This window comes from Butyrivibrio sp. NC2007 (assembly GCF_000421405.1).
Taxonomy (GTDB): domain Bacteria; phylum Bacillota; class Clostridia; order Lachnospirales; family Lachnospiraceae; genus Butyrivibrio.
Window position 1 is genome coordinate 116,923 of record NZ_ATWY01000008.1, and the last position, 21,041, is coordinate 137,963.

A 21,041-nucleotide genomic window follows, 5' to 3' on the forward strand; every position below is an offset into this window, starting at 1 on the left:
GTTTAGAAATGTGGAATTATATAAAAGGACTTATCAGGAACGGAAGCCTCTTAACGAAATTTCTTTTTGGCTCATTTGTCTTTGTTGCAGTCATGACTCTTTTAGCATTCTTTGGCACTGCCGGGAAGGACTCTCTGCCATTTTTGGCAATAGGCGGCTTTTCATTTTTTAAGAAGTACAAAAATCGTGTAGCAAATTACTTTAAAAATATCGAGACCGTTCCCTACTGGGGCAACAAATTCGGGCGCGATCTTTGTATCAGACTCCTGTCAGAGGACAAGTTTAAGCCTTATGTAAATAAAAAAGGCAGGAAAGTTCGCGGATTAGAGGTAAGTGAAAGCGGCAGATGGTTCTGCATTAAAGGCCAGTACTACCCCACTTATCTGGTTTATGACTACAACGGAGCAACCGGCGATATTACCATGATTGACGGAACGCAGGTCAGAGCCGGCGACTGGAGGTTCGACTCCATTCTCATCGGTGGTCTCATGGAATACCTGAATGCTGATAGGACACTTCGCCTGGATAACGCCTACCACACAATGATCTCCACCGGTGACTGTGCACGTGCTTTTAAAAGAATCTATCAGGGAAATTACCAGAACCTCGCAACAGCTGACTGGGATGAGTTCAGATACAGATGGGAAAAAGAGCTCTCGGAAATTGAAGTAAGAAACATGAATGCACAAAATTCAAGAGACCACGCCAAAGCATTGCGCAACAAGCGTATTGCGGATGAAGCTCTCCACAGCAGAGTTCTGATGGACGAGGAGATACATGAGATTGCCTATGCGATCGATCAGAATTTGATAAAAAACATCTCGGAATGGTTTAAAATGGAAGCTTTCAAAGATGATATGTGCATCTGCAACGGTGTTAAGCTCCTTAAAAATCTCGGATATCCGGCAAATAAAGTGGGTGTACAGTTCCTCTTTGACTGCCTGAAAGATATCCAGAAGCCTTACTTTGAGGAAGCAGTTGCTGTCCTTGAAAAATACCCTCATGATGAACTCGTTGCAAGAATAGAGAGTAACGTAGAAACAGCCCACGCCACAGGAGATGTCCTCTGGGGCGCAGGCCTTATATATCTTTCAAAAAGAATCGGTTATGAAATTTCTCTGGCAAAAGAGATGAATGAAGCTGAACCTATGCTTCAGGTGCAGTCTTTTACTCGATCGTAAAGCTATAGTCTGAGAAATCTGCCTTAAGGCTGGCCTTATTATCACCGTTTGTCCAGGTGAAGGTCATAACGCTTCCATCAGTCTTTATATCCAGCTTCGCATCAAATCCAAAGGCAGGATTTGTGTTTCTGAATCTGAGAAGTTCAAGCTGCTTCTTAACAACATCCTTATTCATGGCATCAGAGATCTGATCCATAGTAAGGTTTGTTCTGTTGATCTCTTTATGTCCACCTGCTCCGGCTCTCTTAACTGCCTCGTGGTCATTCTTACCTGCAAAGAGGTCGAGGTACCAAACCTGAGGCTTACCGGGCATGAACATCTGGATTGCTCTTGCAAAGAGCATCTTCTTGTCATCATCTCCAAGGGCACTGTAATATGTAGCATTTACCTGATAGTACATGTTCTTGGCACCGTGAAGGTCTTTTACAAAGCCTCCTCTGCCGACGATTGTATCTATCATCTTCTGAATATCTTCCTCTGCAAGGATTCCCTTAAGGTCAAGAAGCGGAATACCGTCGTGGCAGCCAAGCATGTTGACTACGCGGATTTTCTTTTCCTGGATCTCGTTTGCCCACTTCTCAAGGACAGAACCGTCCCTGTTCTCAATTGCATAGATAAGAAGTCCGGGAAGGAAGAAGTCGTAGGTCATGTAGCCCTTGTTTGCAACGGTCTCATAAATCTTTTCGCTGTAACTTGCATGGATCTCGGGAAGGAGAGATACTCCAAACTCGTCAGCAAGCTCTTTTACCCTCTCAAGAACATCCCAGGTATCAGGCTCATTTAAGAAATTCTTCTTGCCGGGCTCCTTGGGTGCATAGGCAAAGGCATCAAGTCTTACAATCCTTGCGCCGTAGCCTGAAAGGCTCTTTAATGTATTTCTGTAATGCTCCCAAACAAGGTCTGACTTGATGTTGAGGTCCATCTGACCAAGATAACGTCTTCCGGACTCAAGGAGCTCTACTACTGCATCCTTATATTTCTCATAACCTGTAAAATCAATCTCTGAAGGCTTCTTGCCCTCATCAAGGCCGGAGCAGATTCTCTTTGAGAGTCTGTCTGCTGCCAGGTACTGAATATCCATCTTCTCCATGAGGTCCTGAGCATCAGGGCGCTTGTACTGAACTTCCTGATAGAAGGTGTTCCAGTAAGGAACGTCTTTTCCATCGGGCATTCTCACCATAAGGATCGGAAGTCCGGGCTTTCTGAAGAACATATCCTTGATATATTTCTCTTCGGGCTGGATGTAACCCTCAGGAGTCATCTCTCCGTAGCCTTCCCAGAACTTATTCCAGTTGATGAAGAAATCCTTATATTTGGAATTCTCACCGTTCTTTAAAAGATCCTGGAACTGGGGAGAAAGAACTGATGCATGATTCAAGATAAAGTCCAGCTTAAGGTCAATTCCGAGCTCGCCGAGCTTATCAATATCAGAGGCGCTTGCCATCTCTTCATTGATGCTGTAGTCAATTACAGAAAATCCTCTGTCCAGGTCTGTGTTAAAAATACTTGGGAGAATGTAAAAAGACTGAAATACATCTTTAAACTCTTCTTTTGAAAGGACAGAAACAATATCTGCCATTGTTCCACCCATACTATCGGGGTAAGCATTTAGCATCGGACCATTGTCTACGAAATTTTTTTTCATAATTATTCACTCCATTATTTAAAAGAGGTTGTTGATATGTGTGATTTTACCCATTACCAAACCTGTCAAAATGTTATTTCATAAGTTCCTGGAACTGATCAAAACTGATTATATCTCCGGCTTTTGAAATGATGATCTTTGCCTTGTGAGCCTGCTTAACAAGTTTAGCCTGTTCAAGCTCGAGAACCAGCATTGTGAATGGGCTGTCCAGCTTACCGTCACGGTTTCTTGATCTTCTGTGCTCCAAAGTCTCAGCAGGAGTGCTGTTTAAAAGTACCGGAATATCAACTTGACTCATGTAGTCACTGTTGCCGTGAGTCCACTCTACTATTAAGACTTGCTTCTCTGACATATCTACTTCGTCATACCAAAGGGATGCTTCATCACGTCCCATTCTCTTAAGCCAGAGCTTATCTGCTCCGTCCTTAAATGCCTTCATTATCTGATCAACTTCTGCAAAGTCTGTTTCATTGGGTGTACCGAGGTATTCATCAAGTCCCTTAGAACCTGCTTCAAGATAGCTTCTGAACCATGTGTCAGTCTCTAAATGTGCCTTGTTTGCGTCATCATCAGCTGCCTGCCACTCTCTTATCTTAGCTACTGTATCAGCATTCATGACACCCGCGTCAACCATTCCTCTGATGCCTTCTTTTCTAAATGTATGAAGCCTTTCAGCATCATTGTACATTGGAATTCTGTGTGGATAATTGTCACCGGACATTGTGTAGCTGCCTATTCCTGCGCTCTCAAGCAAATATGACAGAAGTGATGCAATTTCGGATTTTCCGACTCCGGATCCTCCGCATACGGCAACAACAGCTCTTTTATAAGGATTAGCTGCCATCTTCTCCGAAAGCTCTTTTACCAATAAAGGAAAGATTGTTCTGGCCTTGGCGATGTGGCTCTCTCCGATCTCGATCTTATCTCCGGGCATATCACCGTGGGGAATGTCATCGGGAATACTTATATTAGAAACAGTTGTTGCAGCTTTTGAAAGCTTATCATCAGTGTCTTTAAAAACAGTCACTTTGTTATATTTAGTGTTCATGTTTTTCGATTTCTCCTCTTTGAAATTTAGTTTTTGACAACTTGTATTATTGCATGTTATGTTGAAAAAAAAGACGGGGCAAAAAATTTCTCCTCGTGCTGAAGACAAAATACACTAACTTTTTTTGTTTGTAAAGAGCCAATTGAAAAAATGATCACGATCAAAGAAATCGCCAAACAACTAAATATGAGCACTACGACGGTCTCAAATGTTATTCACGGAAAAGCCGGAGAAGTCTCTGACGATACCAAGAGAAAGGTCGAGGAATTTTTAAAAAAAGTCGACTACGTTCCAAACATAAATGCCAGGAACCTTGCACAGAATGAGTCAAAGATCATCGGACTGGCCCTCAAGGCCCGTGCTGATAAATACGAGAACCTGATCATGGATCCCTTCGTCTCGGTACTTATCGGAGGTGTTGAGGAGACCATCAGAAACGCCGGTTACTTCATGATGCTGTATATCTCAAGTGATACAGATGAGATCATGAGACATGTGTCCACCTGGAACGTAGACGGACTGATCCTCTTTGGTATGCTCAACGATGACGGTATAAGAGTCAGCGAGAAATACAAAAAGCCTATCGTCTGCATAGACACCTACTCGCTTGAAGGCCTTAAGCATTTCACCAATGTCGGTCTTGACGATGAACAGGGCACCTATGACATGATCAAGTATCTTATATCCCAGGGGCACAAAAGGATCGCATTCCTCTCCGATAACCAGAGCGGCGTCGATCTGGCAAGACTTAACGGTTACAAGAAAGCCCTTAAGGATGCAGGTATCAAATACAAGAGTTCAAACTTCTTACAGATCCACCCTAAGAGTGATGAGATTGACGAATCCCTCGCAGAGATCTGTGACAGGTCAAAAGAGTTTACCGCTATCTTCTGCGTATCAGACCTCTATGCAGTAACTCTTATAAGCGCTCTGACTGACAGAGGCATTAATGTTCCCGAAGAAATTTCCATTGTTGGATTTGATGACAACATGCTGGGCCAGCTCCACAGGCCGGCGCTCACCACAGTCCATCAGGATGTAAAAGTAAAAGGTATTACTGCTGCAGACACACTACTTAAGCAGCTGGCAGGGCAAAAGACACCTAACCAAATAAAACTTCCGACTCACCTGGTTATTCGTGATACTGTCAGAAAGATTAACTAAAAGATCCATAACCCATTGTTAAACTTGACCAACTTAAGCTTAAACGCATAAGTTGGTCTTTTTTATGCTTTTTCATAAATTTTATAAACGTTTTATTATTTTTTTGGTTTTTAGCGTAATCGTTTAAGCCCGCTAGGCACGCCAACTTTTGCGCATAAGTATGCAAAGAGCCGAGACTTTTTAGATTAGTTCTATTGAATTTTGTACAGAAGTGTGATATTTTGAATTTAGCGTACAACTTATGCGCAAAAGTAACCGCCAAAACTTTTGCATGTTATGGCAGAATGCACAAAAGGAGGAAACAAAATGAAAAAGAAACTCATCTCAGCAGTTCTTGCAAGCGCAATGGTTCTTTCACTTGCAGCTTGTGGAACTACAGGTACTACCGGTACCGACACAACAGCTGCCCCTGCTGACAACGCAGAGGCTACAACACAGGAAGCAGCTCCTGCAGATACAGCAGCTACTGAGGCTCCCGCTGCCACAGAAGCTACAGGTGATCTCGGAGAGGTTCGTCTTCTTAACGGTAAGCCTGAGATCAATGATCAGATGCAGGCTCTTGCAGCTAAGTACAACGAGGAGACAGGCAACACTCTTATCGTTGAGACAATCGGTGGCGACACAAACGCTTCTGACGAGCTCAAGAAAATGTATCAGGCTGACAACATGCCTGACATCTTCGTAATCGAAGCTAACCAGGCAGCTAACTGGGACGGCATGCTTGCTGATCTCGCCGGTGAAGACTGGACAAACAAGACAGGTTTTGAACTTACAAACGACACAATGGGAACAATCGGATTCCCTTACACAGTTGAGGCAACAGCTCTTGGTTACAACGCTGATGTTCTTAAGGCTGCAGGTGTTGATCCTGCTTCTCTTACAAGCCCTGATGCTTGGAAGACAGCTTGCGAGACACTTGATGCTAAGAAGGATGAGCTTGGTCTCACAGCTGTATTCGGATGGTGTGCAGAGCCTACAAACCTTGGATGGTCTTCAGGTACACACGTATTTGGTCAGTATCTTGATGCAGGTCTTAAGGCCGACGACACAACATACATCGATCTTCTTAACGACGGTGGAAAGATTGATGAAGCAAGAATGAAGGACTTCGCAGAGTTCATCGGAATGATGAACCAGTACTCAGATCCTGCTCTTCTTATCGACGGAACATATGACACACAGGTTGCAGGATTTAAGGAAGGCAAGTATGCATTCATCACACAGGGTAACTGGTGTGTAACATCTCCTGACGATGTAAGCTTCGAGTGTGGATTTGCTCCTTATGCATTTGAGGATGGAATCAACACAATCATCGCTGGACCACCTTCATACTGGGTAGCATATTCAAACGGTAACGTAGACGGTGCTAAGGCATTCTTCAACTGGTGCGCAGGCGATTCAGCTCAGAACATCCTTGTAAATGATGCCGGACTTGTATCTCCTTTCGACGATTGCCAGTATGAGGCAGTTAACCCATTCTACAAGAGCATGAACAGCTACATCACAGCAGGTAACTACTCAGGATGGCACACAATGCTCAAGAAGGACGGTCTTCAGAACCAGACATGTAACGTATTTGCAGATTATGCAAAGGGCAAGCTTGATGCTGACGGATTTGTTTCAACAATGGCTCAGGTAATCTCAAGCTACTACGCTCAGTAATTAGGGGAAGCTAAAAGGTATTTCTAATTAAGGTTTTATTTACGGGCAGGGATCATTTCTACCCTGCCCGTTTTAAAATGAACATCACAAAATTTTTTCTTCTATTTAAAGAAAGGGGGATTTTCTAATGGGTACATTTTCTACCGGCAGAAAGGTTGCTTCTTTTGGTAGCCTTATCCTGGGACTTGTGCTTACGATTGCCGGACTTGGACTTTCCATGACCGGAGCAGGCGACCTTATCTTAGGTACGTTGCCCATTAACGGAACACCAACACCTATTATCTTCGGAAGAGGCGCTATGTTCGTAATTGGTATAGTCCTGTTCTTCGTAGGCCTATATCTGTTCCCTACATTCAAACATCATCGCGCAATCGTAAACATCATTTTCCTGTTCCCACTGCTCTTCGCATTTGGCGTAACAGTAATCATTCCACTATTCCTCGGTATCGGATATTCCTTCACCGACTGGAACGGAATCCTGATGCACCAGTTCGTAGGCTTTGGCAACTACGCAAGAATGTTTAATCAGACCGCTTTCCTTTGGTCAATACTTCTTACATTCCTGTTCGTTGTATTCAACATGATCCTGGTTAACCTGGTTGCATTCTTACTTGCTCTTCTTTGCACATCAAGGATCAAAGGCCTTGGGTTCTTCAGAGCAGCTTACTTCCTCCCCAACCTTATCGGAGGAATCGTACTTGGTTACATCTGGCAGTTCATTTTCAGTAACGTTGTCACGAAGTTTACCGGTACTTACTCAATGCTTTCGGACACAAAGACAGCCTTCATCGCTATCATCATCGTATATATATGGCAGTATGCAGGTTACATCATGCTCATCTACATCACAGGACTTAACACAATCCCCGGAGATGTACTTGAGGCATCAGCCATCGACGGAGCTAATCCTCTGCAGACTCTTTTCAATATAAAGATTCCTATGATCGCTCCTACTATTACAATATGTACATTCCTTACTCTTACATCAGCCTTCAAGCAGTTCGATGTAAACCTTGCTCTCACAAATGGTAAGGGATCAGTTCAGTTCCTTGGAGAGTATATCGCAAACGGTACAGAGATGCTCGCACTGAACATCTACTCCACTGCGGTAATCAATAACGACTATGCTCTGGGCCAGGCCAAAGCGGTTCTGTTCTTCATCATCCTGGCAGCTGTATCTATCATGCAGGTACGTATATCTAATAAGAAGGAGGTGGAATTATAATGCATACAAAAGAAAAACCGGCAGCCGTAGCTATAAGATTAGTAATTGCTATAATTATCGCAGCTTATGTATTGTTCCCATTCCTCCTGCTTGTTATTAACTCAGGAAAAGAGACTTCCAATATCACAGCTAATCCTGTAAGCCTTGCAGGATCAAGCCTTGGACAGTTCAGATTCAACATTCACGAAGTTATCAATGACCCTAACTTCCTGTTCTGGAAATCCTTTGGATATTCAGCACTGATCACGGTTGTATCCCTGGTTCTGCTCTCATTATTCGGAGCAATGGCAGCCTGGGTTATCTGCAGAAACAAGACAGTTTGGTCAACAATTATTTACTTTACTTTCATCGCATCAATGATCATTCCTTTCCAGGTAGTAATGCTTCCACTTATTTCTACCTTCCGTGATGTAGGAAAGTTTATCGGAATTCCAATGCTTCAGTCAGTTCCCGGTATTGTATTTGCTTATCTGGGATTCGGCGGAGCCATGACAGTGTTTATCTTAAACGGCTTTATCAAGGGCGTTCCCTTCGACCTTGAGGAAGCAGCTTCCATCGACGGATGTACACCTGAGCAGACATTCTTCCAGATCATCTTCCCTCTGCTCACACCTGTTATCACAACAGTTACAATCCTCAATGGTATGTGGATCTGGAACGACTACCTTCTTCCTTCAATGATGCTTGGACAGAACGGTAAGGTAATGACAATCCCGATCGCTATCCAGAAGTTCGTTGGATCTTACGTAAAGCGTTGGGATAGAATTCTTCCCGCTGCACTGCTTGCTATCATTCCAATGATCATCATCTTCCTTATCGCACAGAAACAGATCATGGAAGGTATGATAGAGGGTGCTGTAAAGGGCTAAGCTCAGTAAGAGCAGAACTTCCTTATTATAATGAAATCTCTTTCATATATACACAAAGACCCCCGGCATTCATAAGAATGTCGGGGGTTTTGCATGCAGACAAAGAGGGCTCTGCAGTATACGAAACCAATGTTAGCCCTGAGCAGGTGATTCTACAACAAAGCAAGTAAGCTTCCACTGCATTTGTGCAAATATTTAATTTGCAGTGGATCTTCCTTTGAATGTTCTTAGCAATCTTCCACTACATTTACTCATATATTTAATTTGCAGTGGAACTTCCTTCAAATTATTCCTGAAATCCTCCACTGCATTTACTCATATATTTAATTTGTAGTGGAACTTCCTTTAAATTATTCCTGAAATTCTCCACTGCATTTACTCATATATTTAATTTGTAGTGGAACTTCCTTCAAATTATTCCCGAAATCCTCCACTGCATTTACTCATATCTTTAATTTGCAGTGGATCTTCCTTTAAATTATTCCTGAAATCCTCCACTGCATTTACTCATATCTTTAATTTGTAGTGGAACTGGCTTTAAAAAGAGACTGCCCAGTGAGCAGTCTCTTCAACTTTCAGTTTCTTCATTATATTTTTACAGTTGTAATAAGCTCCGTCTTATCGCTTAACAGTTCCATAACAGAAACTTTTATGTCCCCTGCTGATAAGCGTCTTACATATATTACAAGCCTTCCTTCATAGGTTTCTCTGTGATCTTCAGTGTAAGGAGTAAGGTCGGATAAATTGCCGTTGTCAATTCCTGCAAGTTCTCCTGCTCCGGTGACCTTAGCCATAATATCTTTTTCCAAAAGACCCTTTGGAAGCTTTATGAGTATCTGATAAAGATAGCCAATTGCATTTTGATCATCAACAAATTCTGTATCTACACTGGCATCTCTTATAAGCTCAGGTTTCCAAAGCTCTACAGATACTTCATCAGTTTCTTTTTCGGAAAGCCCTTCGCCTCCCCAGAGCTTACTTCTTACATTAAACTCTTCCTTGGCAAAGCCTGCTGTGGTAATAAACCCAGCCGATGATCCTCTGATAGGCCATCCGTGAGCTTCTCCCAGATAATCGATTCCGGTCCAGATAAACTGTCCGCACACGTAGCTGTTATCTTCTACAATCTTCCAGGCTTCAGGACTGTGGCCATTTTCGCTTCCAAGAAATGTCTTGTTGGGGAAACGCTTGTGATCCTCTTCATATAGATGTTCCTTGTAATTGTACCCTACCACATCCATTTCATCTATAAAGCCAATCCTGCTTGACAGCTCAGGAAATGCTGCTGCCACAGTCACAGGCCTTGAATCATCCTCATCCCTGACTATAGCCACAAGCTCTTTAGCCAAAACAGCAAGTCTCTCCATGTTTGGCTTGTTAGCATCGTACTGCCTCTCAGCTGCAGGTTTATTCTTGTCATTGTTACCTGTCATCTCAGAAAACATGGGATGACAATAAGGATCATTGGGATAATCTATTTCATTACCTATGCTGTAAAGAATAACCGACGGATGGTTTCTATCTCTCCTGACCATCGTCCGAAGGTCAGTCTCGTGCCACGCAGGAAAATCCTCATAGTATCCCTGGTGCTTTGGAGGATAAACGTTGTGGCCTGTTGACCACTTGTTCTTCGGATTCTCCCATTCATCAAAGGCCTCATCCATCATCATAAAGCCCATTTCATCACACAGGTCATAGAGCTCGGGCATGTGAGGATTATGGCTGCACCTTATGGCATTGCAACCGGATTTCTTCAGAAGCTCAAGGCGCCTTCTCCACACTTCCTTTTTCATGGCTGCACCAAGGCATCCGCCGTCATGATGAACGCAGACTCCTTTGAACTTCATGCTCTCTCCGTTTAAGAAAAAACCTTCATCCGGGTCAAAAGAAAATGTCCTTATGCCAACCTTTTTCCTGTCCGCCACATAGCTCGTATCTCCTGCAGTTATCCTGGTTTCCAGGGTGTACAGATATGGAGAATCCGGGCTCCATAGCCTGGGAGCATTCAGGCTCCCCGAAAGGTCTATTACTAACGTATCACCTTCCGGTACTACAGGCTCACTTTCCATAGCAAGAACAGTCATCCCGTCTTCATCAAGCACTATATTAGATACCACTATGCTATCCGCCTCTGCCGTCAGAAGCTCGTTTCTGACAGACACTTTGGCCAGAGTCCTACCTCCGTCAGTTTCAACACTGTCGCACTTAAAGAATATTCCATCCACAGCCGGAGCTGTCTTCTCGGAAACCATTATGCTGACTTTACGCGTTATTCCGCTGCCGGTAAACCACCTGGAATCCGCAATACCGGTATGAACCACCTTGACGCTGATCTGAAGCTTATCATCTCCAAAGCTCGCCCGGTCAGAGATGTCATAGCTGATCTGGGCATAGCCACTGGGTCTTTTCCCAAGGAAATAGCTGTTGACCCATACATAGCTGTTCTTGTAGATTCCATCAAAGATCAATGTGATCCTCTTGCCACGATACTCTTCCGGAATTCTTATGCTGGTCCTATACCATCCGATTCCGCCGCGAAGATACCCCGTTCCGCTTGAAAACTCTTTTGAAAAAGGAGCCTTCACTGAAAAGTCATGAGGAACTGTAACTTCTTCCCAGGCGCTGTCATCATAGCCCTTGTACCAGGCCTCTTCGCATTCGCCATAATGAAATTTCCAATTATCAGTAAGAATTATTCTCTCAGTATCCATAGTTTCAGCCCAAATCCGGCTCGTCCTTCAGCTCTATACTGTCTGCGCATTTACCGTCTGTTTCAAAGACGATGATCTCATTTTCTCCCTCCTTAAGAAGAGGAGCGGGAAGGTATAATCTCTTTTGTGGTCCTATCTCCCAGAACCTTCCGAGGTTAAATCCATTGATGAAAATGACGCCTTTTCCCCAGCCATCAAAGTCAATGAATGTGTCGCCCTTTTCATCAGCATCGAATGTAAAGCGGTAAAACGCAGGAGTTCCCTCTTTATATTCCTTGCTAAAGTCAACCTTATCCACATTATCAAGGGGCAGTGTGTAAATGTCCCAGCCATTGTGAATATGGCCGTTGATCTGAACGCATCGTCCAATACCTTTTCTCTGAAGTTCCATGCGAGATCCGAAATTGACTCTGCCCATATTTTCAACGAGAATATCGAACTTTTCGTTAAGGCCAATCAGAGATCCCGTGGAAAGTCCGGCCTCGCCAATTGCAGCAGGAGCCTGTTCTGGAGTCAGTCCTCTCTCCATCATAAACTTGCCGGCCAGCATCTGAGCAGGTTTGCTGCAGGCAAGATATTTCTCAAGAGGAATGTCATGCTCGGCATCAAGTTCATGGTCGTAAAGAGTAATGAGAGGATTTTCATCGACAAATACATTTGCTCTGTCCGCTGTCTCCCAGAGCTTCAGCTTTGCAATTCCAGCCTCGGAATGAAGCGTTGTCCTATACAGGATATATCCGTAGTTCTGATCTAGCTCCTCCATGTTTACCGTATATGGAAGGTGTACTGCTTTGCTGATATCATCCACTGCGTTAAACAGGCTTACCTTCTCTTTGCATGTCAGCTTGCCGTAGTTCTTTCTCTTTACCTCTGCAGGAAGCTGAACCTGCGGAACATCTGCATATTTTGAAATGATCTCTTTGTACTTTATATACTTCTCGGTAATCCTGCCATCCTCTGTAAGGATTCCGTCATAGTCATAACTCGTAACATCCGGGGTAAGCTCGTCGTAATAATTCGATCCGTTTGTAAATCCAAAATTAGTACCACCCTGGAACATATAGATGCTCACGTTTCCAAGCTCAAGCATCTTCTCAAGGTCCTCGCAGCTCTGAACGAGATTGCCCTTCATGTGTCCGCCGTTGCCCCAATGGTCAAACCAGCCAACCCAGAATTCTGCGCACATCAAAGGGCCATCAGCTGTGTACTCCTTTAATACTTCAAATCTCTCTTTTGTTCTGGAGCCAAAATTGCCGGTAGGATGAGCACCCTCAGCATAGCCGCCGCGATAGCTCTCATGATATGGTCCGTCGGAGGTTATAAGAGGTACGGTAACGCCAAGCTTTCTCATAAGGTCAACCATGAATTTCATGTACTCATGGTCATTGGCATAGTAACCATACTCATTCTCAACCTGCATGAGTATAACATTGCCGCCATTATCAATCTGATACTTAGTGATCCTTGGCATCAGTACTTTGTAGTAGTCTTCCACAGCATCCATAAAGGGTTTATAGCTGACTCTAAGGCGCATGTTTCTGTCCTTTAAAAGCCATGCCGGAAGCCCGCCAAATTCCCATTCTGCGCAGATGTATGGTGATGGCCTGAGTATAATGTAAAGCCCCAGTTCAGTGGCCAGCTTGATAAAGCTTTCAACATCACAGAGCCCTTCGAAATTAAACTCGCCCTTCTTTGGCTCTGTCAGGTTCCATGGAATGTAGGTTTCAACCGTGTTGCATCCAAGGGCTTTGAGCTTTAACAGTCTGTCTTCCCAGTATTCAGGCATAGTTCTGAAATAGTGAAAAGAGCCTGCTATTACTTTAAAAGGTTTATCATTCAGGTAGAAAGTATCTCTGATTTCAAATTTTCCCATAATTTCTCTACTCTAATCAAAAGGAATACTGCTCCAATAATGAAACAGTATTCCTTTTTTATTTTTGCTATAGTTTTTTCGGCAGTTAATTACTTGTAAAGAGCATCAAACTGAGTCTGAAGTTCTGCTGTTACATCTTCGATACCTGCAGTCTTAAGAGCTGCCTGCATCTCAGCTACGATGTCTTCAGCACTTCCGTTGTAAAGACCGTAAGAAATCTGCTTCATATAGTTTGTGTACTGCTCATTGCAGTTATCAATCTTACCCTGAATGCTGTCTACATCAGGAACGAACTGTCCATATGGATAGTCGATCTTGATTTTGTCATACTCAGCATAGAGCTTATCGATTGCATCCCAGTTTCTGGTAGCATCCTTGATCTCAAGGTCATCATTTCTGCCCCACCAGTAGTTGGTCATACCATTGATGTTCTGTGTATCTGCATTGAATCCCTCTGGAGTAATACGAAGTCCGTTGTCATCAAGATCCCATGAAACACCCTTAATACCATAGCAGAAGAGGTCGTAGCACTCAGGATCGTTTCTGATAAGGTCATAAACCATAAGCGCACGCTCAGGGTTATCACTTCCTGCAGAAACAGCCATTGCACCGTGTGTGATTGAAAGTGCGATAACGTTTCCTGTCTCCTCGCCCCAGTAGAACATTCCAACTTCTGCATCAGGATCATCCTGGAAAATTGTGTTTGCTGGTGTTGCTGAGCAAAGATCTGTCCATGTCTGTGTGTGGTGCTGCTCAACAGCAACATCGCCTACACGGAACTCATCACGGTTACTTCCTGATGTGTTGTTAAGTACGTCTGTAGGCCATACACCTATCTCAGCCCATTCCTTCATGAGCTTAGCATACTCAACAAGTGACTCTGTCTCTGTAAGAGCAGGAGTTGTGATTGTGTAAAGGTCGTCCTTGGAACCGCCCCAAAGAGCACCGGAGCAGATACCATCGATAGGCACGAAGTCTGTATGTGAAGCAATCCAGCCGTTAGCCATCTGTGAGTACTGTGTTCCGTCTGAATCCCAAACATACTTAAGATCTGTCTTGTTCTCTTTGCACCACTTAACATAGGTTGTCATATCTTCCCAGCTATGAACACCATTTGCAAGTCCTGCCTCTTTTGCCCAGTCAAGACGATAGATCCAGCCGTGGTTAGTCCACTGTGCATAGTTATCTTCAGGCATCAGATAAATATCACCGTTGTATTTGCAAAGATCCCAGTGATCTGCAGGAACGCTTTCCCATGTCTTAGGTGCATAGGTCTTGAGCATATCCTCTGAAAGTTCAAGGAAAGCACCGTTCTTAGCATTTGGCCAAGCATCAAGCCAGTCAGAAGCTGTTCCGACAAGGTCTACGCTGCCGTCCATACGTGCAAGTGTAAGGTTGTAGTTTGAAAGATAATCTGTCCAAGGAATATAGTAGATCTCAATCTCTGCATTAACCTTCTCAGTAAGAATAGCATTGAGCTCATCAAGCATTGCGTTAAGGTTAGCTTCCTTCTCGCTTCCTGACTCCGGCGGATCTCCTGTGGTCATATAAGAGATAACCACATGCTCTGATGTATCGATTGCAGCTGCATCTGCCCCTGCAGATGTGTCTGTCTTTGCTGTGTCTGCTGACTGAGTCTGTGCCCCTGTAGTGTCAGCTCCGGTTGTTGTGCTGTCGGCTGTAGATGAACCACAGGCAGCAAGTCCCATTACCATGCTTACGCTAAGTAATGTTGCCAATAACTTCTTCTTCATTTCTTTCCTCCTTTAAACATTTCTTTTATTTATCAACCTTGTCGTAACAAGGAAGCGCTCTTAACCTTTAACCGCGCCAACAGTAATACCACCAATGAAGTACTTCTGAACGAAAGGATAAAGAAGTACGATCGGGCCGGTTGCAAGAACCGCGTTAGCCATCTTAACACTCTGCTCAGGAATGTCAGTAAGTGTTACGTACTGGCCGGCAACTGAATTACGCAGAGCATCAAGCTTATTTACAATTTCATAAAGAGTGTACTGAAGTGGCTTAACCGTAACCTTTGCTGTAAGGAACAGTGAAGACTGATACCACTCATTCCAATAACCAAGAGCCAGGAAAAGACCTATTGTTGCAAGCGCGGGTTTGATCATAGGGAGGATCAGATATACAAAGATTGTCATATCCCCCGCGCCGTCTATCTTGCCGGACTCCGTTATCTCATGAGGAATCTGCTTGATGAAATTCTTCATAAGAATTATGAGCCAGGGCGACATCATAAGCGGAAGCAAAACCGCCAGATAGCTGTCAAGAAGCTTGTAGGTCTGTGTCATGAGCAGATAGTAGGGAGCAAGTCCCGCACTGAACAGACTCGTGAAGTAAATATAGAAAGAAATTGCATTTCTAAACGGGAAGTCTTTTCTCTGAAGGGCATAACCTGTCATGGCTATGATCAGAAGTCCGCATACAGTACCGATAAGAGTCAACGCTATTGTAAGAAGATAGGACTTCCAGATATTTCCGCTTCCGATTACCATCTCGTAAGCCTTGAGTGTAAATTCCCTTGGAAAGAGCTGAACACCATGGGTTCTTATATACGACTCACTTGTAAATGAAGTTCCGATTATTATAAGGAAAGGAAAAACACATGCTACGGCATAGAGTGTTACAAGAACATATCCGATGCCTCTTACTATGTAATCCGAAGTTCCCAGTTTTATCTTGGAATTTGAAGCCTCAAACTCAATGTCTTTATTCTTTGCCATTATCTTGGTTGCTCCTTATCATCAGAATAGCGAGTAGTCAGGATCTATCTTCTTGACTGCGAAGTTAGCAAGCATTACGATTGCAAAACCAACCAGTGACTGGTAGAAACCAACTGCTGATGCGGTCGAGAAATTGAAGTCTGACATGGTAGCTCTGTAAACGAAAGTCTCGATAATATCTGTTGTCTCATAGAGAACTGAGTTGGATCCGATGATGTTCCAGAACAATCCGAAGTTACCTCTTACGATTCCTCCAAGAGCAAACAGGATAAGGATTACAATTGTAGGACGAAGCGATGGCAGAATGATGTATCTGATACGCTGGAAAGCATTGGCTCCGTCAACCTTGGCAGCTTCGATTATCTCGGCATCAATACCGCAGATAGCAGCAAAGTAAACAACTGAGTTGTAACCGGTCTGCTGCCACAAATGGATCAGCACTATCAGCCACGGCCATACCGACGGGTCTGAGTACGGCTGCCATTTAGCCTTGCCGAGAGCTACAAGTATCTCATTAACAAAACCTGTATCATAGTTCAAAAGCGAGTAAACCAAAAGGCCTACAAGAACCTGTGAAATGAAATAAGGCAGAAACATCAGTGTCTGTGACACCTTCTTGAACATCTTGGCTCTGATCTCGTTAAGCAGTATTGCTATGATAACCGCTACAAGATTACCAAGAATGATAAACGCCAGATTATAAAGGACGGTATTTCTGGTCAGGGAAAAGAGCTTTCCCGACTCTGCCAGGAATTCGAAATTCTGAAGTCCGACGAACTTACTTCCGAATATGCCCTTGCGGTAGTTGTACTTTACAAAAGCAACCCAGATACCGGGCATTGGCATATAGCTGAACATAAAGAAAAAGACAATTGCAGGCAGACACATAAGTTCAAGGACTCTGTATCTCCAGAGTGTCTCTAAAACTCCACGCTTTTTAACTCCCGTAGAAGCCTTCTTACTCTTGTTACTCATATCTTCCTCCCACTGCCATGTTTCCGGTTGTTGTCATAAAAGCCATCTTTATTGTGCATTATTACTATTTGCAACCGATTTCATACTTAGATTTAATCATGTTTGCACTATGAAAGTCAACAGTATTTCTGAAACCGATTGCAATTTTGGCGATATGCAACAAAAAGGCGAAGTCATTTTGTTGACTTCGCCGTAATTATTTACAATATCAAAACATTGTATGTTTATATTAATTGTTAACCTCTCCCGAGCTCTCCCTTATAACAAGCTTCGGAGTAATGATCTGAACTGCTTCTACTTCTTCTCCCCTGGCAGCTGCAATCGCTGTATCAATAAGAACTCTTCCGTAGTTCTCATAATCGTAATCAATACTGGTGAGCTTAGGAATGGTAAGATCTGCTATATAGGTATTATCAAAGCTGACCAGTGATATATCTTCCGGAATTCTAAGGCCATGTTCACGAATACTTCTGACAGCGCCACTGGCAGCAAAGTCGTTGATCGCTATAATGGCTGTCGGTCTGTCTTCCAGTTCAAGTATTCTGTTGGTACACTCATAACCCGATTCAGGATCGTATGTACCGTTGATGACATATTCACCCTTCTCTTTTATCCCATGTTTTCTTAAGACTTCCTGATATTTCAGGTACTTGTTATAAGTGGAAGTAACCCTCATCTCTCCACCCACAAGGGCAATCTTCTGATGTCCCAGTCCTATGAGGTGTTCCATTACAGTATCCATAGCTCCGGATTCATCTATGACAACGCTGTGCACAGAAGTCTTATCCAGCTTGCCGGTAACAACAACCGGGGTTTTCTCACAGATTCCTCTCACCTTAAGAGCATAGTCCTCATCTGTGATAAGGTCATCGACTCTTCCACCCATCTGTATGATGGCATCAACCTTTTGCTGCAGCATGATATCAAGCTGAGCCTTTTCTCTTTCAATTTCGCCAAAGCTGTTAGAGAGCACAACGCTATAGCCGGCCTTCTCGGCAGCCAGCTCACAGGCTACAAAAAGTGCGGAATAATAAGGGTTTCTGACATCTGCAGCTATAATTCCGATATTCTTCGTGGCAGTATCAGATAATCCTTTGGCCAGGGCATTGGGTTTAAAGTTGTATTTCTCAATGAGCTTCTGTATTCTTTCTTTCTTTTCCTTGCGTACAGAAGCGCTTCCGTTGAGCACGCGGGAAACAGTGGACGCAGAAACTCCCGCCTCCTCTGCTATGTCGTAGATCGTAATCGTCTTGCCATTGCCCGTTTTGTCTTTGTCCATAATCACTCCGTCATAAGCTCTTTGAAACCGATTTCAAAATTAATATTACGGGATTGCTATAAACCTGTCAAGATAGCACAAAAAAAAGAGGGCACATAGGCTGCGCCCTCTTTTGAAATCAATCTTACTGTGTAATTGAAGCCAATACAGGAACTCTGATAAATGCAATACTTCCGTGACGTGTCATATTAACCACAACATGGTCTTTACGAATCTCTACAACAGGAAGCTGCACCCAGTTGTTGCCCTGAGCCTGGTATACAGCAATGTTGTCGCCGGGCTGAACGCCGCTTACGAAGAAGTTAACCTTAGCTGTTGAGAATGCAACACCCGGTGAACTTGTCTCAATGCAGCTTACAAGGTTTCCACCAACCTTTCCCGCCAGGCTGTTTGCTGATGTGATTGTTCCGCCTGCAGGTGCCTTTATAGTGAAGGTAACATTACTTTTGCCGCCGTTTATCTCAATCTTGCCACCCTGATATGTCATGGTTCCGCCGAAATTAACGTAGTTTCCATCGCTTGAAGGAGCTGAAGGTTTTGATGAGCCGCCGCCACCGCCTCCGCCGCCGCCTTTGTTTCTAGCCTGTACGGCCTTAGTAAGATCTGAGATGCTCTTTCTGAGTTCTGCATTTTCTTTTTCAAGTTCTTCGAGCTTTTCCATGATCTCTTTTGGCGTTGGACTCTGTACACTACTTACTTCATCAGCTGCAAATACGCAGATAGATGATGTAACAAAGAGAACCGATGCGAGTGCAAGTGCTATGATTTTTTTCATTTTCGCGCCTCCATACTTTCTTTCTAGAATCTATATTCCCATGATTAGTAATATCATTCCGGCTCAGAGTAATCTATTTCTCTGTCTATCTTGCCCATTACATCACCCACAAGGCATCCCACAACGATGATCTGCTTTGAAGGATCAGTACTGTCAGTAGTAGTCAGAGTTATGATGAAATTCTCAGGTGCCACAGCCCCTTCCCATCCACTTCGGATGTTCTTGGTCATGGACCTTGAGTTATAAATCTCATCCAGAAATGCCTGACAGCCTGATACACAGGTAAAATCGTACTCCTGCAAAAGCCTTGTGTTACTGCGGCTATAAGCTGCGAAGGCATAATATATAAGTGCATTTCCTTCCATATACACATATATGTAAGGATGTTCTTCAAAATACTTTCTGTCGAGAAACTTCTCTACATCTGCGAACATGGTTCCGTCCTCAGGTGATGAGCCATGAAGAACTTCATTGAAATCACACATGTCCTTTAAGTTTGCACACTCGGTATATATGGCACCCTTTGGATCTGCCTCTTTATTCACATTATGGTTTATGTAAAAAGAGTCATCACCATCGGAGCTTTGCAGAACAGGATAATCGATTGAGGTGTTCGGAACGTTTATCCATGCGAAGATATCTTCATTGGTCTCTCTTAGCTTTGCGATATCTACATGGGGCTCCGAGCTTTCATCTCCGGTTACTCCCACCGATACTGCATTCTGCTGCTTTGCTGAGCATCCGCTAAGTAATAACAAAGCCATGAGCACTGCAAGTACTTTCCCGAAGGCATACCTATCTATATGTTTGTATCGGCATATTTTCGACATTAGTTTAGTCCAGGTAATCAATTTTTTTGTAAAATGTCTCGATGATGGTTTTGTACAGGTCGTCGTCATCTACGATAAATTCATCATAGATGTCATTTATCTGTGTTTTTCCTTTGATCATCTTGAAATCAGTATCATCAAACTTATATTTGGTAAGGTCCGGTGCAAGATAGCTGATCTCGTCAACCGTTATATCCGTAACCATCTTGTCTTTAATAGCTGTAAACAGTTCTACAGCCGCATTGGGATCCTGAAGGCTCTTTTCCCTTGCTGCATCAATAAAGGCATTGAGGTACTGGCGCTGCCTTTCAAGTCTTTTATCGCTTCCGCCGGACTTGGACATATCTCTGTTCTTAAGATAAATAAATGCCTGCTCTCCCGTCAGGTGAACCTGTGCGCCTTCATAAAGAGACTTATCCCACTTGGTCATGTCTTCTATTACACTTACATCAACTCCGCCGATCTGATCATTGATCTCAGGGATCGCACTCATGTTGATGGCCGCGTAGCCGTGGATCGGAAGCTGATAGAACATGCTTGAAACAGCCTTCACCTGATATTCACAGCTCTTTTCCATTCCGTCGCCAAAGCCGTGCTGGATTGCGATCTGCGCCACAATTGTGTTCTGATATCTTCCGTATTCATCATAGATATCAACGTTGGTCATGGAGTTACGGTTGATGCCGATTATCTTTATGGTCTCATCGTCGGGATTTAAAACCAGCAAGAACAGAGCATCAGCCTGTCCTCCGTCCATCCCCTCGGCGACCGGCGTCACAACCTCATCTTTCTTATCTATTCCCATGATCAGGAAGGTTGTGATGTTTTCGTTATAATCATAAACAGAGCCGTCATATCGCACCCAGTCCGATTGCCATTCTACGCCCGCAGCTTCAGTTACAGGCGCTTCCTCCTGCACAAGCATGGGCGTGCTGGTTGCAGATTTGGAACTAAGATTCGATTTTCCAAAGAATCTCACTGCCTCAAACCCTGCCATGACAAGCACGATAAGTGTCATGACACTGGCCCAGATAATGAGAAAGACTCTGCCTTTTCCTCGCAT

The 21,041-nt window shown here is 43.7% G+C and carries 16 protein-coding genes; 5 read left to right on the forward strand and 11 right to left on the reverse strand.

Going from position 1 to position 21,041, the window contains the following annotated elements:
• Positions 1-8 precede the first annotated feature (8 nt).
• The gene (locus G632_RS0108260) at positions 9-1,181 is read left to right on the forward strand and encodes a hypothetical protein (RefSeq protein ID WP_022768550.1); all 1,173 of its coding nucleotides are present in this window, start codon (positions 9-11) and stop codon (positions 1,179-1,181) included.
• Here the strand turns inward: G632_RS0108260 and G632_RS0108265 are convergent.
• Both G632_RS0108265 and G632_RS0108270 read right to left on the reverse strand, forming a co-directional pair.
• A complete protein-coding gene (locus tag G632_RS0108265) occupies positions 1,168-2,826 on the reverse strand; it encodes a glycosidase (RefSeq protein WP_022768551.1) in 1,659 nt (552 codons plus the stop codon). The two genes, G632_RS0108260 and G632_RS0108265, sit on opposite strands and share 14 nt — an antisense overlap.
• Positions 2,827-2,899: 73 nt before the next feature.
• Positions 2,900-3,874: an adenylyl-sulfate kinase gene (locus G632_RS0108270; RefSeq protein ID WP_022768552.1), complete on the reverse strand. Its 975-nt coding sequence runs from the start codon at positions 3,872-3,874 to the stop codon at positions 2,900-2,902.
• Positions 3,875-4,024: 150 nt separating this feature from the next.
• Between G632_RS0108270 and G632_RS0108275 the strand changes: the two genes are divergently transcribed.
• From G632_RS0108275 to G632_RS0108290, 4 genes are all read left to right on the forward strand, one after another.
• Positions 4,025-5,038, forward strand: coding sequence for a LacI family DNA-binding transcriptional regulator (locus G632_RS0108275; protein WP_022768553.1), 1,014 nt, complete (start codon positions 4,025-4,027; stop codon positions 5,036-5,038).
• Between the two features lie 306 nt (positions 5,039-5,344).
• The gene (locus tag G632_RS0108280; protein ID WP_022768554.1) at positions 5,345-6,700 is read left to right on the forward strand and encodes an ABC transporter substrate-binding protein; all 1,356 of its coding nucleotides are present in this window, start codon (positions 5,345-5,347) and stop codon (positions 6,698-6,700) included.
• Positions 6,701-6,827: 127 nt separating this feature from the next.
• Positions 6,828-7,925, forward strand: a complete 1,098-nt coding sequence (locus G632_RS0108285; protein ID WP_022768555.1) for a carbohydrate ABC transporter permease — start codon at positions 6,828-6,830, stop codon at positions 7,923-7,925.
• Positions 7,925-8,794: a carbohydrate ABC transporter permease gene (locus G632_RS0108290; protein ID WP_022768556.1), complete on the forward strand. Its 870-nt coding sequence runs from the start codon at positions 7,925-7,927 to the stop codon at positions 8,792-8,794. Before G632_RS0108285 ends, G632_RS0108290 begins: the two co-directional genes overlap by 1 nt.
• Before the next feature lie 587 nt (positions 8,795-9,381).
• Here the strand turns inward: G632_RS0108290 and G632_RS19355 are convergent.
• From G632_RS19355 to G632_RS0108335, 9 genes are all read right to left on the reverse strand, one after another.
• Positions 9,382-11,505, reverse strand: coding sequence for a glycoside hydrolase family 2 TIM barrel-domain containing protein (locus tag G632_RS19355; protein ID WP_022768557.1), 2,124 nt, complete (start codon positions 11,503-11,505; stop codon positions 9,382-9,384).
• A 4-nt stretch (positions 11,506-11,509) separates the two neighbouring features.
• Complete coding sequence (locus G632_RS0108300; RefSeq protein WP_022768558.1) at positions 11,510-13,378, reverse strand: glycoside hydrolase family 35 protein; 1,869 nt, start codon at positions 13,376-13,378, stop codon at positions 11,510-11,512.
• A gap of 89 nt (positions 13,379-13,467) precedes the next feature.
• The gene (locus G632_RS0108305; RefSeq protein WP_022768559.1) at positions 13,468-15,132 is read right to left on the reverse strand and encodes an ABC transporter substrate-binding protein; all 1,665 of its coding nucleotides are present in this window, start codon (positions 15,130-15,132) and stop codon (positions 13,468-13,470) included.
• Between the two features lie 60 nt (positions 15,133-15,192).
• The gene (locus G632_RS0108310; protein WP_022768560.1) at positions 15,193-16,119 is read right to left on the reverse strand and encodes a carbohydrate ABC transporter permease; all 927 of its coding nucleotides are present in this window, start codon (positions 16,117-16,119) and stop codon (positions 15,193-15,195) included.
• A 21-nt stretch (positions 16,120-16,140) separates the two neighbouring features.
• Complete coding sequence (locus tag G632_RS0108315; RefSeq protein ID WP_022768561.1) at positions 16,141-17,094, reverse strand: ABC transporter permease; 954 nt, start codon at positions 17,092-17,094, stop codon at positions 16,141-16,143.
• Between the two features lie 229 nt (positions 17,095-17,323).
• Positions 17,324-18,373, reverse strand: a complete 1,050-nt coding sequence (locus G632_RS0108320; RefSeq protein WP_022768562.1) for a LacI family DNA-binding transcriptional regulator — start codon at positions 18,371-18,373, stop codon at positions 17,324-17,326.
• A 124-nt stretch (positions 18,374-18,497) separates the two neighbouring features.
• Positions 18,498-19,148 (reverse strand): hypothetical protein, encoded by a 651-nt coding sequence (locus G632_RS0108325; protein WP_022768563.1) that lies wholly within the window; start codon positions 19,146-19,148, stop codon positions 18,498-18,500.
• 53 nt (positions 19,149-19,201) lie between these two features.
• Entirely contained in the window at positions 19,202-19,912 is a 711-nt protein-coding gene (locus G632_RS19360; RefSeq protein ID WP_051200319.1) for a class B sortase, read from the reverse strand.
• 70 nt (positions 19,913-19,982) lie between these two features.
• Positions 19,983-21,041 carry an LCP family protein gene (locus G632_RS0108335; RefSeq protein ID WP_022768565.1) on the reverse strand — a complete coding sequence of 353 codons (1,059 nt, stop codon included), beginning with the start codon at positions 21,039-21,041 and terminating at the stop codon, positions 19,983-19,985.